19 protein-coding genes and 1 tRNA gene are annotated in these 14,976 nt (G+C 69.6%); 11 read left to right on the top strand and 9 right to left on the bottom strand.

Going from position 1 to position 14,976, the window contains the following annotated elements; translation table 11 throughout:
• Positions 1-39 precede the first annotated feature (39 nt).
• The 5 genes from SAZ01S_RS12450 to SAZ01S_RS12430 all read left to right on the top strand — a co-directional run bounded on the left by SAZ01S_RS12450 (position 40) and on the right by SAZ01S_RS12430 (position 4,022).
• Positions 40-672, top strand: a complete 633-nt coding sequence (locus tag SAZ01S_RS12450; protein WP_245824808.1) for a TetR/AcrR family transcriptional regulator — start codon at positions 40-42, stop codon at positions 670-672.
• Positions 673-718: 46 nt separating this feature from the next.
• The gene (locus SAZ01S_RS12445; protein WP_084582593.1) at positions 719-1,483 is read left to right on the top strand and encodes a (Fe-S)-binding protein; all 765 of its coding nucleotides are present in this window, start codon (positions 719-721) and stop codon (positions 1,481-1,483) included.
• Entirely contained in the window at positions 1,480-2,871 is a 1,392-nt protein-coding gene (locus SAZ01S_RS12440) for a lactate utilization protein B (RefSeq protein ID WP_084582592.1), read from the top strand. Before SAZ01S_RS12445 ends, SAZ01S_RS12440 begins: the two co-directional genes overlap by 4 nt.
• Positions 2,868-3,485, top strand: a complete 618-nt coding sequence (locus SAZ01S_RS12435) for a LutC/YkgG family protein (RefSeq protein ID WP_084582591.1) — start codon at positions 2,868-2,870, stop codon at positions 3,483-3,485. Before SAZ01S_RS12440 ends, SAZ01S_RS12435 begins: the two co-directional genes overlap by 4 nt.
• Before the next feature lie 96 nt (positions 3,486-3,581).
• A complete protein-coding gene (locus SAZ01S_RS12430; RefSeq protein WP_084582590.1) occupies positions 3,582-4,022 on the top strand; it encodes a hypothetical protein in 441 nt (146 codons plus the stop codon).
• A gap of 186 nt (positions 4,023-4,208) precedes the next feature.
• On the opposite strand, the gene fucP is transcribed toward SAZ01S_RS12430, so the two are convergent.
• Genes fucP through SAZ01S_RS12410 form a run of 4 tightly spaced genes read right to left on the bottom strand, consistent with a single transcriptional unit; the run spans position 4,209 to position 8,314 of the window.
• Positions 4,209-5,489 carry an L-fucose:H+ symporter permease gene (fucP, locus tag SAZ01S_RS12425; protein ID WP_084582589.1) on the bottom strand — a complete coding sequence of 427 codons (1,281 nt, stop codon included), beginning with the start codon at positions 5,487-5,489 and terminating at the stop codon, positions 4,209-4,211.
• Positions 5,490-5,523: 34 nt separating this feature from the next.
• Positions 5,524-6,291: an SDR family oxidoreductase gene (locus SAZ01S_RS12420; protein ID WP_084582588.1), complete on the bottom strand. Its 768-nt coding sequence runs from the start codon at positions 6,289-6,291 to the stop codon at positions 5,524-5,526.
• Positions 6,288-7,574 (bottom strand): L-fuconate dehydratase, encoded by a 1,287-nt coding sequence (locus SAZ01S_RS12415; RefSeq protein ID WP_084582587.1) that lies wholly within the window; start codon positions 7,572-7,574, stop codon positions 6,288-6,290. The genes SAZ01S_RS12420 and SAZ01S_RS12415 overlap by 4 nt, the downstream gene beginning before the upstream one ends.
• Complete coding sequence (locus SAZ01S_RS12410; protein WP_084582586.1) at positions 7,574-8,314, bottom strand: SDR family oxidoreductase; 741 nt, start codon at positions 8,312-8,314, stop codon at positions 7,574-7,576. The genes SAZ01S_RS12415 and SAZ01S_RS12410 overlap by 1 nt, the downstream gene beginning before the upstream one ends.
• Before the next feature lie 121 nt (positions 8,315-8,435).
• Between SAZ01S_RS12410 and SAZ01S_RS12405 the strand changes: the two genes are divergently transcribed.
• Entirely contained in the window at positions 8,436-9,287 is an 852-nt protein-coding gene (locus SAZ01S_RS12405) for an IclR family transcriptional regulator (RefSeq protein WP_084582585.1), read from the top strand.
• 4 nt (positions 9,288-9,291) lie between these two features.
• On the opposite strand, the gene SAZ01S_RS24585 is transcribed toward SAZ01S_RS12405, so the two are convergent.
• Together SAZ01S_RS24585 and SAZ01S_RS12400 are read right to left on the bottom strand one after the other, a co-directional pair.
• Positions 9,292-9,423: a hypothetical protein gene (locus SAZ01S_RS24585; protein WP_281252159.1), complete on the bottom strand. Its 132-nt coding sequence runs from the start codon at positions 9,421-9,423 to the stop codon at positions 9,292-9,294.
• Between the two features lie 107 nt (positions 9,424-9,530).
• Positions 9,531-9,605: transfer RNA gene (locus SAZ01S_RS12400), tRNA-Thr, on the bottom strand.
• A 101-nt stretch (positions 9,606-9,706) separates the two neighbouring features.
• On the opposite strand from SAZ01S_RS12400, the gene SAZ01S_RS24045 reads away from it, so the two are divergent.
• Positions 9,707-9,844: a hypothetical protein gene (locus tag SAZ01S_RS24045; RefSeq protein WP_167693151.1), complete on the top strand. Its 138-nt coding sequence runs from the start codon at positions 9,707-9,709 to the stop codon at positions 9,842-9,844.
• Between the two features lie 38 nt (positions 9,845-9,882).
• Here the strand turns inward: SAZ01S_RS24045 and SAZ01S_RS12395 are convergent, their stop codons facing one another.
• Positions 9,883-11,679 carry an aminopeptidase P family protein gene (locus SAZ01S_RS12395; RefSeq protein WP_084582584.1) on the bottom strand — a complete coding sequence of 599 codons (1,797 nt, stop codon included), beginning with the start codon at positions 11,677-11,679 and terminating at the stop codon, positions 9,883-9,885.
• Between the two features lie 162 nt (positions 11,680-11,841).
• A complete protein-coding gene (locus tag SAZ01S_RS12390; protein WP_084582583.1) occupies positions 11,842-12,162 on the bottom strand; it encodes a hypothetical protein in 321 nt (106 codons plus the stop codon).
• Between the two features lie 94 nt (positions 12,163-12,256).
• Here SAZ01S_RS12390 and SAZ01S_RS12385 point away from each other — a divergent pair, with 94 nt between their 5' ends.
• A complete protein-coding gene (locus tag SAZ01S_RS12385) occupies positions 12,257-12,991 on the top strand; it encodes an energy transducer TonB (RefSeq protein WP_084582582.1) in 735 nt (244 codons plus the stop codon).
• Between the two features lie 37 nt (positions 12,992-13,028).
• Here the strand turns inward: SAZ01S_RS12385 and SAZ01S_RS12380 are convergent, their stop codons facing one another.
• Positions 13,029-13,322 carry a 4a-hydroxytetrahydrobiopterin dehydratase gene (locus SAZ01S_RS12380; RefSeq protein ID WP_084582581.1) on the bottom strand — a complete coding sequence of 98 codons (294 nt, stop codon included), beginning with the start codon at positions 13,320-13,322 and terminating at the stop codon, positions 13,029-13,031.
• Positions 13,323-13,371: 49 nt separating this feature from the next.
• Between SAZ01S_RS12380 and SAZ01S_RS12375 the strand changes: the two genes are divergently transcribed.
• The 3 genes from SAZ01S_RS12375 to SAZ01S_RS12365 are packed head-to-tail and all read left to right on the top strand — an operon-like array spanning position 13,372 to position 14,974.
• Complete coding sequence (locus SAZ01S_RS12375) at positions 13,372-13,776, top strand: metallopeptidase family protein (RefSeq protein ID WP_174596113.1); 405 nt, start codon at positions 13,372-13,374, stop codon at positions 13,774-13,776.
• A complete protein-coding gene (gene ccmA, locus SAZ01S_RS12370) occupies positions 13,773-14,342 on the top strand; it encodes a heme ABC exporter ATP-binding protein CcmA (protein WP_084582579.1) in 570 nt (189 codons plus the stop codon). Before SAZ01S_RS12375 ends, ccmA begins: the two co-directional genes overlap by 4 nt.
• Complete coding sequence (locus SAZ01S_RS12365; RefSeq protein WP_084582578.1) at positions 14,339-14,974, top strand: heme exporter protein CcmB; 636 nt, start codon at positions 14,339-14,341, stop codon at positions 14,972-14,974. Before ccmA ends, SAZ01S_RS12365 begins: the two co-directional genes overlap by 4 nt.
• Positions 14,975-14,976 lie beyond the last annotated feature (2 nt).

Below are 14,976 nucleotides of genomic sequence, written 5' to 3'. Positions count from 1 at the left end.
GTGCGCTAATCGGTCAAGACGGTTTCAAGGGTAACACGGATGGCAGAAGCCACGGAAGCAGGCGGTGTTCCACCACGCGATAAGGCTCTGTTGCGACGCGAAAAAATCGTGTCGGCGGCACGCAGGTTGTTCATCGCGAACGGTTTTCACGCTACCGGCGTGGCCCAGATCGCCAAGGAATCCGGCATTGCGGTAGGTCAAATTTATCGCGATTTTTCTTCCAAGGAGGCGATCGTCGCGCAAATCGTGCGGGCGGACTGCATGGATTTCCTTGCGCCCGAGTCGCTGTGCGCCGGCATCCGGAGTGGCGATCCCGAGTTCGTGTGGCGCTGGCTGGCCGATTTCATCCGCCCCGAACCCGACGAATCGGACCCGCTATTCGCCGAAATCGTCGCCGAGACGGCACGTAACGAACGGATCGCGGCCATCTTTCAAGACACCCGCGAAGAGGTGCGCAGCACAATGCTGGCGGCGCTGACTGCGCTGGTGCCGGACGAGGCGTTCGCGGTCCGGCGGCGCGCGCTCGCCGACGTGATCACGGCCGCGGCGCTGGGGCTGATGCACCACCGCTTCATCAGCCCGGCCGAAGATACCGATGGGGCCGCGGCGCTGGTCCTGAAGATGATCCGCGTCGAAATCGGCGAGATGCAGGCCGAGGCGGCGGCGGGATGAGGCGTCCGCTTGTGGCAGCGGGGGCGCCGATATGCGAAGGGGCGGCATGAGCATGGCCCCTTCGTCCCGCGTTGCATTGTTCGTTACCTGCCTGGTCGATGCGATGCGGCCCCGCGTGGGCTTCGCGGCCTTGCGCGCGCTCGCCGATGCCGGGTGCGCGGTGGTGGTGCCGGAGGCGCAGACCTGTTGCGGCCAGCCGGCGCTCAACTCGGGCGACCGCGCCACCGCGACCGACTTCGCCCGCCGCAACGTCGCGATGCTGGAGGCGTATGACGCGATCGTCGTCCCTTCGGGCAGCTGCGCGGGCACGATCCGCTGCCATTATCCCGAGCTGCTCGCCGACGATCCTGCGTGGAGCACGCGGGCCGAAGCGGTGGCGGCGAAGACCTGGGAGATCCTGGCTTATCTCGATGCGCGCGGCTGGCGGCCGGAGGGCGTGGCGCTGCCGGCGATGGCGACCTATCACGACAGCTGCTCGGGCCTGCGCGAGCTGGGCATAAAGGCGCAACCGCGGCGGCTGCTCGGCGCTGTGGACGGGCTGGACTTGGTGCCGCTCGCCGGGGAGGAGACCTGCTGCGGCTTCGGCGGCACCTTCTGCGTGAAATACCCGGCCATCTCCAACGCGATCGCCGATGAGAAGGCCGCGGCGGTGGAGGCGAGCGGCGCGGGGCTGCTGCTCGCGGGCGATCTCGGCTGCCTGATGAACATGGCGGGCAAGCTCCACCGGCGCGGGGCGGACGTGCGCGCCTTCCACACCATCGAGGTGCTGGCCGGCATGGCCGACGGACCGGCGATCGGGGAAGCGCAATGAGCCGCGCCTTCGACGCGCGGGTCGACGCCGCGCTGGCCGACCGCCAGCTCAAGATCGCGGTCGAGCGCACCGCCGGCACCGCCGAAGCCAAGCGCGGCGTGGCGATCGGCGCCTGGCCCAGCTTCGCCGCGGCACGCGCGCGGGCGGCGGCGATCAAGGACCATGTGATCGCCAATCTCGGCAGCTACCTCGTCCAGTTCGAGGCGGCGGCGACCGCTTCGGGGGCGACAGTCCATTGGGCCGCCACCGCCGACGATGCCTGCACGATCGTGGTCGACCTCTGCCGCAAGGCGGGGGCGAAGAGCGTCGCCCGCTCCAAGTCGATGCTCGGCGAGGAGATCGGGCTGCCGCACGCGCTGGAGGCGGCAGGCATCGGCCGGGTCGAGACCGACCTTGCCGAGCACATCATCCAGCTCGCCGGCGAGCGGCCCTCGCACATCATCTGGCCGGCGATGCACAAGACGCGCGAGCAGGTCTCCGAACTTTTCCGCGCCCGCCACCGCGAGCCGCATGTCGAGGAAAGCATCGTCGCGATGGCGGCGAGCGCCCGGCGGCAGCTGCGGGGCGAGATGCTGGGCGCCGATGTCGGCATCTCGGGCGCCAATTTCCTGATCGCCGATAGCGGGCAGATCTGCACCGTCACCAACGAGGGCAATGCCGAACTCTCGCTGGTGCCGCCGCGCGTCCATATCGTCACCGCGGGGATCGAGAAGCTGGTCCCCTCGATGGACCATGCCGTGCATCTGCTGCGGCTGCTCGCCCGATCGGCGACCGGCGCGGTGCTGACCCAGTACACCACCTTCTATGCCGGGCCGAAGCGGGCAGGGGACCGCGACGGGCCCGAGGAGATGCACATCGTGCTGGTCGACAATGGCCGCAGCGCGATGCGCGACGAGGGGCTGGCGGAGATGCTCCGCTGCATCCGCTGCGGTGCGTGCATGAACCACTGCGTGGTGTTCCGCCAGATCGGCGGCCATGCCTATGGCGGCACCTATCCGGGGCCGATGGGATCGGTGCTGACCCCCGCGCTCGACGGGCTGGCGGCGAGCCGCGACCTGCCGAACGCCTGCACGATGAACGGCAAGTGCCAGGAGGTGTGCCCGGTCGCGATCCCCCTGCCGACGCTGCTGCGCGGCTGGCGCGAGAAGAGCTGGCGCGAGGGGCTGGAGCCGGTGACGCTGCGCTCCGGGCTGGGCGTCTGGGCCTGGGCGGCGCGGCGGCCCTGGCTGTACCGAGCTGGGGTGCGCTGGGCGATCCGGGCGATGCGGCTGGCGGGCCGCGGCTGGATCGCGAAGCTGCCGCTGGCCGGCGGCTGGACCGGCGGGCGCGACTTTCCCGCCCCGGCGGCGGAGAGCTTCATGGACCGCTATCGAAAGGGCGAACGATGAGCGCGCGCGACGCGATCCTGGCGCGGCTAGGGCCGGCGCGGGCGGCGGCGGATCTGGCTGCAGAGGCGGCGGCGCTGCTGGCGGGCGAGGAACGCGAGCGGCCGACGGGGCCGGAGGATTTGGTCGCGCGGTTCCTGGCGCAGCTCGCGCTGCCGAGCGTGGCGGCGACGCATGCGCGGATCGGGTCTCTGGCGGAATTGCCGGGAGCGGTGGCGGGCTATCTCGCCGCGGAGGGCGCGGCACCGGCGCTGTGGCTGCCGCCCGATGCGCGGGTGGCGGGGCTCGACTGGACCGGGCTGACCCGGCTGGCGGACTGCCCGATCGACGACGGCACGGTACTGGCGTTCGCCCGCGCCGGGGTGGCGGAAACGGGCTCGCTGGTGTTCGAGACCTCGCCGCAAGCGCCGATGCTGCCCAACTTCCTGGCGCTGCGCCACATCGTCGTGCTGGAGGTCGCCGGTCTGGTCCGCTGGCTGGAGGACGCCGCCCCGGGCGGCGCGGTCCCGCGCGCGCACTATTGGGTCACGGGTGTCAGCGGCACGACCGACATCGAAGGCACCTATGTCCGCGGCGCCCATGGGCCGCGGTTCTTGCATGTGGTGCTGGTGGGCTGATCTTCTTCTTAAGCCCCTCCCCTTCAGGGGAGGGGCTTTGAAAGGGCGCACGTGCCGGCCATGGTGTTCCCCAATATGGTCGGCTAGCGTCGCACCATGGCTTTTCGCAGTACGCCAGAAGACAACGCCCTCTTCTACGCCTTCGGTGCCGGAATCATGCCGGTCCTGATTCCCGGCATGCTGCTGGTATTTGGCATCATCTATCTGGCGATGCCTCGAAGCGTTCCGCCGTCGCAATCCTGGGCCGACGGGACCTACGTCAACGCATGCTGTGCGCCCTTGGTTTTACGAAACGGCATCCTGGAGACGCGGGGCAGAACCACCCGGTACATCGTCTCGGAGGCCAAGTACGGCTATCAGCTGGAAGTGCCGACCGGCATCGGCGTTCAACGTGGAGCCGTTCGGTTTGAAGGCAACGCGGTGTTCGTGCACTTCAACAACGACAGCATGGCTCGCCCGGCACTGCACGAGGCGAAGTCGCTGCACCTTTTCGATCTGGACAAGGCCACGAGCTACGAGTTCGTGAAGGTGCGATAGCTTCGCATTACCCCTGTATGCGAGGTGCCAATGGAAGGGCGGCGACGCCGGGGCCGGTCCCTCTTAAGCCCCTCCTCCTTGGAGGAGGGGTTGGGGGTGGAGGGATTCCAGAACGCAGGTTGGTCTCGGTGAGACCCTGCCCCACCCCAACCCCTCCCCTGAAGGGGAGGGGCTAGAAAGAGGGCATCAATGCCCCGCCGTTACCATCTCCACGTCCCCCGCCGTCCCCGTAGCGCGCAACCCAAACCCAAGCACCACCAGGAACGCCACCGCCGGCACCAGCAGCGCGAGGTTGATCCCCGCCAGGTCGGACAGGTGCCCCATCGCCGCGGTCAGCACCGCGCCGCCGATGATCGCCATCACGATCAGCGAGGCGCCGATCTGCTTCAGCGCGCCCAGCCCGCCGATGCCGATCGCGAAGATCGTCGGGAACTGGATCGACATGAAGAAGCTCGCCGCGACCAGCGCATAGAGCCCGGTCGTCCCGCCAATGAACACCGCCGCCACGGTCAGCGCCGCCGAGAGCCCGGCGAACACCACCAGCAGCTGCGGCGCCGAAACCTTGCCGAGCATTGCCGCGCCGACGAAGCGGCCCACGCCGAACAGCACCAGGCTGGCGAACAGATAGTCGGCCGCGCCCTGCTCGGTGAGGCCGGGCAGGTTCACCTGGGCGTAGCGGATCGTGTAGCTCCACAGCCCCACCTGCGCGCCGACATAGAAGAACTGCGCCACCACCGCGAAGACCAACGTCCGGTCGCGCAGCACGGTGCCGAGCGCCTTGCCTGTCGGCACCACGGGGGCGTCGCCGTCCTTGCGGTTGTCCGGGAAGGCGATCAGCGCGGCGGCGATCGCGAAGGCGAGCACGACCAGCCCGATCACCAGATAGGGCGTCTGCACCGAGGCAAGCTCGCCGCGCAGCGTCGCGGTCCGCTCGGCGGCGGACAGCGCGGCCAGCGCCTTTTCGTCCTGCGCGAAGCTGGAGAGGATGAAATATTTGCCCACCAGCACGCCGAAGATCGTGCCCAGCGGGTTGGCCGCCTGGGCGAAGTTGAGCCGTCGCGCGGCGCCCTCGGGGCTGCCCAGCTCGGCGATCAGCGGGCTGGCCGAGGTCTCGAGAAAGGCGAGGCCGCAGGCGATCACGAAGAGGGCGGCGAGAAACCAGCGATACTCGCCGAAATGCGTCGCCGGATAGAAGAGCAGCGCGCCGATCGCGTACAGTGTGAGGCCCGTCACGATGGCCGCCTTGTAGCCCCGCCGCCGCGCGAGCATCGCGGCCGGCGTCGCGAGCAGGAAATAGCCCATATAGAAGGCCTGCTGGACGAAGCTGGTCTCGAAATCGCTCAGCGTGAACGCGCGGCGGAAATGCGCGATCAGGATGTCGTTGAGGTTGTTCGCCATTCCCCACAGGAAGAACAGCGAGACCGTCAGGATAATGGCGGGGGTGTAGCGTCCGGCCTTGCTGGCCATGTGTCCTCTCCTTGGTGCGACGCCCCTGTTGGGGTCATTCGATGGCGCGGTCCAGATGCGTGTAGCCGCCGTCGACGAACAGCCACTGGCCGGTGGTGTGGCTGGCCCGCGCGGAAAGCAGGAACAGCGCGGTGTCGGCGATTTCTTGCGGGCTGGTGAAGCGGTGGCCGAAGGGCACGCGGCGCTCGATTTCCTGACGCCGCGCGGCGGGGTCGTCGAAGCTCTTCAGCCATTCGGCATAGGCGGGGGTCTCGACCTCGGCGGGCACGATCGCATTCACCCGGATGCCGTCGCCGCGCAGCGCCACCGCCCATTCGCGGGTCAGCGCCAGCACCGCGCCCTTGGCGGCGGCATAGGCGCTGGTATGGCCCTGGCCGGTGATCGAGGTCTTCGAGCCGATATTGACGATCGCCCCCTGTGCCGCCTTGAGATGGGGGAGCGCGGCGCGAGCCATGCCGAAATAATGGACGAGGTTGATGTCGAGCGAGGCGCGGAACTGCGCCGGGGTCGCCTCGAAGCCGAGATTGTCGTTCAGCCCGGCATTGTTGACCAGTCCGTCGATCCGCCCGAAGCGCGCCGCCACCGCGTCGACCGCAGCGACCACGGCATCGTCCTCGGCCAGCTCGCAGGGGTGGAACAGCCAGTCCGTGCCCAGCTGCGCGACCAGCTCGGGCCGGGGCGGCTCGCGCGAGACAATGGCGGGGACCGCGCCTTCGCGGGCCAGCCCCGCCACGATCGCCGCGCCGATCCCCGACGAGCCGCCGGTGACGATCACGACCTTGCCGGCGAGCTCCAGGTTCATGCGCCGAACCGATACTGGACGAGCGTCTCGGGCTTCATCTCGATCGAATAGCCGGGGCGCTGCGGCGGCATATAGGCCGCGTCGCGGATCACGCAGGGCTCCAGGAAATGTTCATGGAGATGATCCACATATTCGATGACCCTGCCGTCCATGGTGCCGGCAAAGCACAGATAGTCGATCATCGACAAGTGCTGGACGTATTCGCACAGCCCCACGCCACCGGCATGCGGGCATACCGGCAGGCCGTAGCGCGCGGCGAGCAGCAGCACCGCCAGCGCCTCGTTCACCCCGCCGATGCGGCAGGCGTCGAGCTGGATCACGTCGACCGCGCCCACCGCCATGAACTGTTTGAACAGGATGCGGTTCTGGCACATCTCGCCGGTCGCGACCTGCACCTGGCCGATGCCGTCGCGGATCGCCTTGTGGCCCAGCACGTCGTCGGGGCTGGTCGGCTCCTCGATGAACCAGGGCTTGGCGAAGGCGAGGGCGTTGACCCATTCGATCGCCTGGCCGACCTCCCAGACCTGGTTGGCATCGATCATCAGCTTGCGATCGGGCCCCAGCACCTCGCGGGCGATGCGGACGCGGCGGATATCGTCCTCCATGTCGCGGCCGACCTTGAGCTTGATATGGTGGAAGCCGGCATCGACCGCTTCCTGGGCGAGGCGGCGCAGTTTCTCGTCGGGATAGCCCAACCAACCGGCGGACGTGGTGTAGCAGGGATAGCCGTTCGCTTCGAGCGTGGCGACGCGCTCGGCTTTGCCCGCCGCGCGCTCGGTGAGCAGCGCAAGCGCCTTCTCGGGCGTGATCGCATCGGTGAGGTAGCGGAAGTCGATCGCGCGGACGAGTTGCTCGGGCGTCATGTCGGCGACGAGCTTCCACACCGGCTTGCCCTCGGCCTTGGCCCAGAGGTCCCAGATCGCGTTGACCACCGCGCCGGTGGCGAGGTGCATCGCGCCCTTGTCGGGACCGATCCAGCGCAGCTGGCTGTCGCCGGTGAGGTGCCGCCACATGCGCGCGGGCTCCTCGGCGATCCAGGCGAGGTCGAGGCCGATGACGAGGTGGCGCATCGCCTCGATCGCGGCGACGCAGATATCGTTGCCGCGACCGATGGTGAAGGTGAGGCCATGGCCTTCGAGGCCGGGTACGTCGGTCTCCAGGATGACATAGGCCGCCGAATAATCGGGGTCCGGGTTCATCGCGTCGGAGCCGTCGAGCGAGGCGCTGGTCGGGAAGCGCAGGTCGACCGTGCGCAGGCCGGTGATGCGGGCGTTGAGCGTCATCAGTTCACCCACCCGCCGTCGATCACATGCACGGCGCCGGTGGTGAAGCTGGCCTCGTCACTGGCGAGGTAGCAGATCAGCGCGGCGATCTCGTCTTCCTGGCCGAGCCGGCCCATCGGCTGGCGTGCGACAAAGGCTGCGTGCGCTTCCTCGACCGCGATACCCTGCTGCGCGGCCTGTTCGGCGACGCGCTGGCGGAGGCTGGGGGTGTCGACCGTGCCGGGGCAGACCGCGTTGCAGCGGATGCCCTTGGCGACGAAATCGGCGGCGACGGACTTGGTGAGGCCGATCACCGCGGCCTTGGAGGCGCCATAGGCGTGGCGGTTGGGGATGCCCTTCACACTCGACGCAATCGACGACATGTTGACGATCGCGCCGCCGCCCTTCGCCAGCATGCCGGGCAGGAAAGCGCGGATCATGCGGTGCATCGCATGGACGTTGAGGTCGAAGGACAGCATCCAGTCGGCGTCGGTGCCGTCGAGGATCGAGCCCGCCGCGACGAAGCCGGCGATGTTGGCGAGCACATCGAGCTGGCCGATGGTGTCGGGAAGCGCGGCAATCGCGTCCGCATCGAGCAGGTCGAGCGCCACCGGCTCGACGCCGTCGAGCGTCGCCAGCGCAGCGGCGTCGCGGTCGAGCGCGAACACCCTCGCGCCCTCGTCGCGCAGCCGCAGCGCGGTCGCGCGGCCGATGCCATGCGCCGCCGCGGTTACCAGCGCGGTCTTGTTGCCGAAACGCATCGCCTGCCCATCTCCTCGTCAGCGTTTTTATATGTCAAAACTACTTTCACATTCTTATGCGCAAGCGGGCGCCCTGCGCAAGTGGCATGACAGGCCGCCCGGCATTGGATAGCTTTACCCCATGACAGACAATGCTCCGCCTGCCGTGGCCGACAAATCGCCCAGCTATGCAGCGCCCGCGCTGGAGAAGGCGATCGACGTGATCGAACTGCTGAGCGCCGAGCCGCAGGGGCTGACGATCAGCGAAATCGCCCAGCGGCTGGGGCGATCGATCAGCGAGCTGTTCCGAATCATCGTGGTGCTCGATCGGCGGGGGTGGCTGCACAAGGACGGCGCGAGCGATCGCTACCGGGTGACCTATCGCCTGCTCGAGATCGCCCACCGGGCGACGCCGGCGCAGGAACTCACCCATGTCGCCACGCCGCTGATGCACAGCCTGGCGGCGGCGACGGTGCAATCCTGCCATCTGGTGGTGGTGAACGGCACGCGCGGGCTGATCGTCGCGCGGCAGGAGAGCCCGGGCAACACCGGCTTCGCCGTGCGGCTGGGTACCGAGATCGACCTGCTGACCAGCTGTTCGGGCCATGTGCTGCTGGCGACGATGGAGGAGGCGCGCCGCAAGGCTCTTTTTCCGCGCGGGGTGTCCAAGGAGCTGGCCGAGCGGCTCAAGCGCGTCCGCGCCCAGGGCTATGAGACCCTTCCCAGCGCGCGGATGGCGGGCGTTTCCGACATCAGCTGCCCGGTCTATGGCTTCGACGGCCATGTCGTCGCGGCGCTGACCATCCCGTTTCTCGTCGCGATCGACGACGCCGCGCATGTGTCGCACGGCGAGGCGCTGGAGATGCTGAAGGCGACCGCGACGGCGATCTCGGCCTCGCTCGGCTGGTTCGATCGGGTCGAGGCGCCGGTGGTGCCCAGCCTGTCGATCGCCAGCCCGGTGCGGCGGCGGCGCGCGCGGACGAAGCTGGGCTAGCGGCTCAGCCCGGCGTGACGATGTAGTAGAGGTTGTAGCCGATAAAGACCGTTGCGATGATCGCCAGGATGATCAGTGCGACGGCGCCAAGCCCCTTGCGGGCGCGCTTTTCCACGGGTTCGGTTCTGGGGTCCATCGCACGTGTCTCGCTTGCTGTTGTCAGCAAGAGACGTCTCAGCGACGCGATCGTTGCGTGCCGCCTGTCGGCGGTTTCCGGCGATGTGACGGAAAGAGAAGGGAAAATGGTGCTGCCGGCGAGGATTGAACTCGCGACCTCAGCCTTACCAAGGATGCGCTCTACCACTGAGCTACGGCAGCACTGTTTTCCAACCGCGGCGACCAGCGCCGTGCGGGAGGCGCCTATTTGCTTGGGGGCCGGTGATTGTCAACCCGCATCGCGCCGGTTTATCGCTTTTCGCATGAAGGATGTGGATAAGCAGGCCCGGCTGGCCGAAAAACTGCGCGAAAACCTGCGGCGGCGGAAGGCGCAGGCGCGCGGGGCGAAGGCCGAGGGCGGCGGGCAGGGGGAGCAGGCGCCCCCCGACTCGGCGGATTGACGCGATCCTCCCCGCAATGGGGAGGATCTTTTCCTACCTCACCCGATCGGCGCGCACTTGGCCTCCAGCCAGGCCCGGTCGGCGCCCTCGAGCTGCGGGCCGACGATCGCCAGCACCTCGGCATGATAGGCATCGAGCCACGCCCGCTCCTCGGGCGTGAGCAGCGCCGGCACGATCAGGCTGCGCTCGATCGGCGCGAAGGTGAGCGTCTCGAACGCCAGCATCGGCTTGTCGCCGCCGGGGATGGTGCGTTCGACGATATGGACGAGGTTCTCGATGCGGATGCCGTATTCGCCGGCCTTGTAATAGCCGGGCTCGTTCGAGAGGAACATGCCGGCGCGCAACGGCTCCAGCGCCTGGCCGCCGGGATAAGAAGGCGGGGCAATGCGCTGCGGGCCCTCGTGCACCGCGAGATAGGCGCCGACGCCGTGGCCGGTGCCATGGGCGAAATCGAGCCCCGCTTCCCAGAGCGGTCGCCGCGCGAAGCCGTCGATCTGCGCGCCCATCGTGCCGTCCGGGAAGATCGCGGTGGCGATGGCGATATGGCCCTTGAGCACGCGGGTGAAGCGATCCTTCATCTCGTCGCTGGCCGCGCCGACCGGCATCACGCGGGTGACGTCGGTGGTGCCGTCGCCATACTGGCCGCCCGAATCGATCAGGAACAGCTGGCCGTGCTCGATCGGCAGGCTCGATTCGTCGGTCACCTTGTAGTGCGGGATCGCGCCGTTCGGGCCCGTGGCGGAGATGGTGTCGAAGGAGAGGTCCTTCAGCCGGCCGGTCGCCTCGCGGAATTCGCGCAGCTTGTCGGCGGCGGACAGCTCGGTGAGCCCACCCTGGGGGGCGGTTTCCTCGAACCATTTGAGGAAGCGGCTCAGCGCGGCGCCGTCGCGCGCCTGGGCCGCCTTGTGGCCGGCGACCTCGGCGGGGTTCTTGATCGCCTTGGCGAGGATCACCGGATCGCGCAGCGCGACGACGGTGGCGCCGCCCGCTTCGAGGCCATCGAAGATCGCCGCCACCGCGCTGCCCGGATCGGCGACGACGCGCCTGCCCGCGAAGCCGGCCAGCGCCGGGGTGAAGGCGGTGCGATCGTGGATGCGCACGGCGTTGCCGAGATGCTGGCGCACCGCATCGGTCACCTTCTCCGGCGCCACGAACAGGTCGGCGGTGCCGTCGGCATGGATCACCGTATAGGCGAGTGCGACCGGCGTGTGGGTGACGTCGCCGCCGCGGACGTTGAAGGTCCAGGCGATCGAATCGAGTGCGGCGATCACCACTGCATCGGCCTTGCGGGCCTGCAGCCAATCGGCGATCTCGGCGCGCTTGGCGGCGGAGGACTTGCCCGCCAGCGCCTCGTCGAGCACCGCCAGCGGCGCGTCAGAGGGGCTGGGCTGGTCGGACCACACCACGTCGATCGGGTTGCGCGGCACGGCGACGAGGGTCGCGCCCTTTTCGGCCAGCGCCTTGCGCGCTTCCTCCACCCAGGCGCGGGTGTGCAGCCAGGGATCATAGCCGATGCGGCCGCCATCCGGGGCATGCTCGCCGAGCCAGTCGGCGACGCTGGTCGCGGGCACGCCGACATAGGCCCACTGGTCGGCCGAGACCTGCTGGCGGACCTGGAGCGTGTAGCGCCCGTCGGTGAAGATTGCCGCTTCCTGCGGCAGCACCACCGCGGTGCCGGCCGAGCCCTGGAAGCCCGTGAGCCACGCCAGCCGCTGGGCATATTCGCCAACATATTCGGACATGTGCTCGTCGGTGAGCGGCACGACGAAGCCGTCGAGCGCGTCGCGGGAAAGCTGTTCCCGGAGGGCGTTCAGACGATCGGCATAGCTGGACATACGCGTACTTCCTGCATCTAAGGGCGGCGCACGGCACCGCGAGATGGCCGGGTTTCTGGCCGATGCAGGGCGATTTGGAAAGGGGCGGGACCCAAGGCCCGCCCCCCAGCATGGCTAAGAGTCTATTTGGAAATGCGCTGCGGCGCATTTCCAAACGGGCTCTCAGCGGCGGACCTTGACGTAGTAGCAGCGGTTCTTCGCGGTCAGGCTGCGATCGATCGCGCGGCCGCCCAGCGCACCGGCGACACCGCCGGCCGCGGCGCCGAGCAGGCCGCCGCCGATGATCGCCGGACCCGCGACCGCACCCGCCACGCCGCCCGCGATCAGGCCGGCCTCGCCCTTCGACCTGCGGCACTTCTTCACATAGCGATAGCCGCGGCTGGACTTGCCTTCGTAGCGCGTCTGGGCGCTGGCGGTGGTGATCGGCATGGCAACCGGCATCACCAGAGCGAAGGCGGTGAAGGCGGCAATTGTCTTACGCATGGTTGGACCCCATCTTTCGGTTTGTGTTCGATGCGTATCAATGTGCCACGCCACATTTCGGTTGCATGAACCCGCAACGATCGGGGCGCGACCGATGATTTCTGGCGGCTCCCGGCTGCGCGGCGCGGTTGCCGCGCTGGCGGTGGAGGCGCTGCTGGCGGCGCTGCTCTTCGCCGGTTTGCGTGCGCAGGCGGTGCTGCGCGCGGACCCCGACGCGCCCCTGCTCAGCTTCGACGTGCCGCCACCACCCCCGCCGCCCGTGCCCGAACCGGCCAAGCGCCGCGCCGCGCCCAAGGAGGAAGGCGCCGCGGCGCCCCCCAACCGAGTCTCCCAGGCCACCGAAGTGGCCGCGCCGCCCCCGCCGGTGCTGCTTCCGCCACCGCCGGTGGTGGCGGCACCCAAGCCTGCCGCCGCAAGCGACCCCTCCTCCGGCGCCGCGCCGGTGGCGGGGCCGGGCACCGGCGCAGGCGGGCAGGGTGACGGCACCGGCAGCGGCGGCCGCGGCAACGGGCCGGGCGGCGGGGGCGGGGTGCCGCTTCGCTGGGTCGGCGGCCGGATCACCGATGGCGACTATCCCCGCGCCGCGCTGGAGGCGGGGGCAAGCGGCACCGTCGGGCTGCGCTTCGTGGTGGGTACCAACGGTCGCGTGTCGGACTGCACCGTCACGCGGTCGAGCGGCAGTCGCGAGCTCGACGAGACCACCTGCAAGCTGATCCGCAGGCGCTTCCGCTATGTGCCGAGCAAGGATGCCGCCGGGCGCCCCTATGCCGATGTCGTGACCGGCGAGCACCGCTGGACCCTGTACGACCGGCCCGACGCGGAGGAGTGAACCCTTTCGCCCCTCCCGGTGGCAGGAGGGGCGCGTCCTACCCCTTCACCAGCCCGTCGATGGTTGCCGCCAGCTGCAGGTCGCGCGTCGAGAGCCCGCCGGCGTCATGGGTCGTCAGCAGGATGTCGACCCGGTTCCACACGTTCGACCATTCGGGATGATGATCGGCCTTTTCCGCGAGGATCGCGACGCGGGTCATGAAGGCGAAGGCCTCGGCGAAATCGGCGAAGACGAACCGGCGGGTGATCGCGTCACGCCCCGGTTCGTAGGTCCAGGCGGGCAGTGCCGCGAGCGATTCCTCGCGCAGGCCGTCGGTCAAACGCGCTACCATGCCATCCCCTCCTTGCTCCTTCTCGGCTGCTCCGCCTATGCAATCCCCCATGCCGGAGCAAGCGCCAACCTTCGCCCCCGATGCGGCCCAGATCGAACGCCTCGCCCGCGCCGCGCTGGCGCGGATCCCCGAGCCTTTCCAGGCCCATCTCGCCGACGTGGTGCTGCTGGTCGAGGAGTTCGCCGACGAGGAGACGCTCGATGCGCTCGGCATCGAGGATCCGTTCGGCTTGAGCGGGCTCTATCACGGCCGGCCGATCGGCGAGAAATCGGCGTTCGATTCGGGCGGCCTGCCCGATCGCATCCACCTCTATCGTCGCGCGATCCTCGACGAATGGGTGGAGACGGGCGAGTCGCTGGAGCGGCTGGTCCAGCATGTCGTCGTGCACGAGGTCGGGCACCATTTCGGCCTGTCCGACGACGACATGCATGCGCTGGAAGACGCGGCCGATTGAACCCCGGCCTGGCCTTTGACGACGTCACCTGCCTGCGCGGCGGGCGGATCCTGTTCGAGGGGCTGCGCTTCGCCCTGGGGCCGGGCGAGGCGGGGCTGGTGCTCGGGCCCAACGGCGTCGGCAAGTCGAGCCTGATCCGCATCGCCGCCGGGCTGCTCGCGCCGCTCGGCGGTCGGGTGACGGGCAGCGGCGCGCGGGCGCTGCTCGCCGAAGCCGCGGCGCTGGATGCCGAGCGGACGCTGGCAAATGCGCTGGCATTCTGGGCCGGGCTGGACGGGCGCCGCGGGGCAGTGGCCGAGGCGCTGGCGGCGGTTGGCCTGGCGGAGATCGCGGCGGTGCCCGTGCGGCTGCTCTCCACGGGTCAGCGGCGGCGGGCGGCCTTTGCTCGGGTGCTGGCGAGCGGCGCCCCGGTGTGGCTGCTCGACGAGCCCGCCAATGGCCTCGATAGCGCCTCGATCGCGATGCTCGAGGCGCGGATCGCCGAGCACCGCGCGGCGGGCGGCATCGCGCTGATCGCGACGCACCAGCCGATCGCGCTCCCCGGCGCGCAGGCGATCGCGCTGTGATCGCGCTGGTCTGGCGCGAGCTGCGGCGGGCGTGGAGCAGCGGCGGGCTGGTCTTCCCGGTCGCCTTCTTCCTGCTCGTCGCGATCCTGTTCCCCTTCGCGGTGGGCCCCGATGGGCGGCTGCTGGCGCGGATCGGCGGCGGGGTGATCTGGGCGGCGGCGTTGCTCGCGGCGCTATTGCCCGTCGAGCGGCTGGTGGCGCCCGACGCGGAGAGCGGGGTACTCGATCAGCTGGTGGTGCGGGGGCATTCGGACGCGGAAATCGCGGCGGCGAAGATGCTCGGGCACTGGCTGGGCTTCGGCCCCGCGCTGCTCGTCGCCAGCTGCGTGGCGGCGGCGCTGCTGCAGGTGCCGGGGGCGGTGCTCGGCACGATCCTGCTGGCGCTGGCGATCGGCACGCCGGGGCTGGCGGCGCTGGGCGTGGCGACGGCAGCGCTGGTGGCAGGGTTGCGCGGGGCCGGCGCCCTGGCCGGGCTGGTGATGCTGCCCTTCGCGGTGCCGCTGTTGATCTTCGGCGCGGGTGCCAGCGCCGGGGCACCGGGGGCGCTCAAGCTCCTCGCGGCGATCAGCCTGGTGCTGGTGGCCGGCTGCCCCTTTGTCGCAGGTGCGGCGATGCGGATGGGGCGGGGGTGAGC

Origin of the sequence: Sphingomonas azotifigens NBRC 15497, assembly GCF_002091475.1 — a bacterium.
Lineage (GTDB): Bacteria > Pseudomonadota > Alphaproteobacteria > Sphingomonadales > Sphingomonadaceae > Sphingomonas > Sphingomonas azotifigens.
This window is presented reverse-complemented; position numbering and strand designations above follow the sequence as displayed.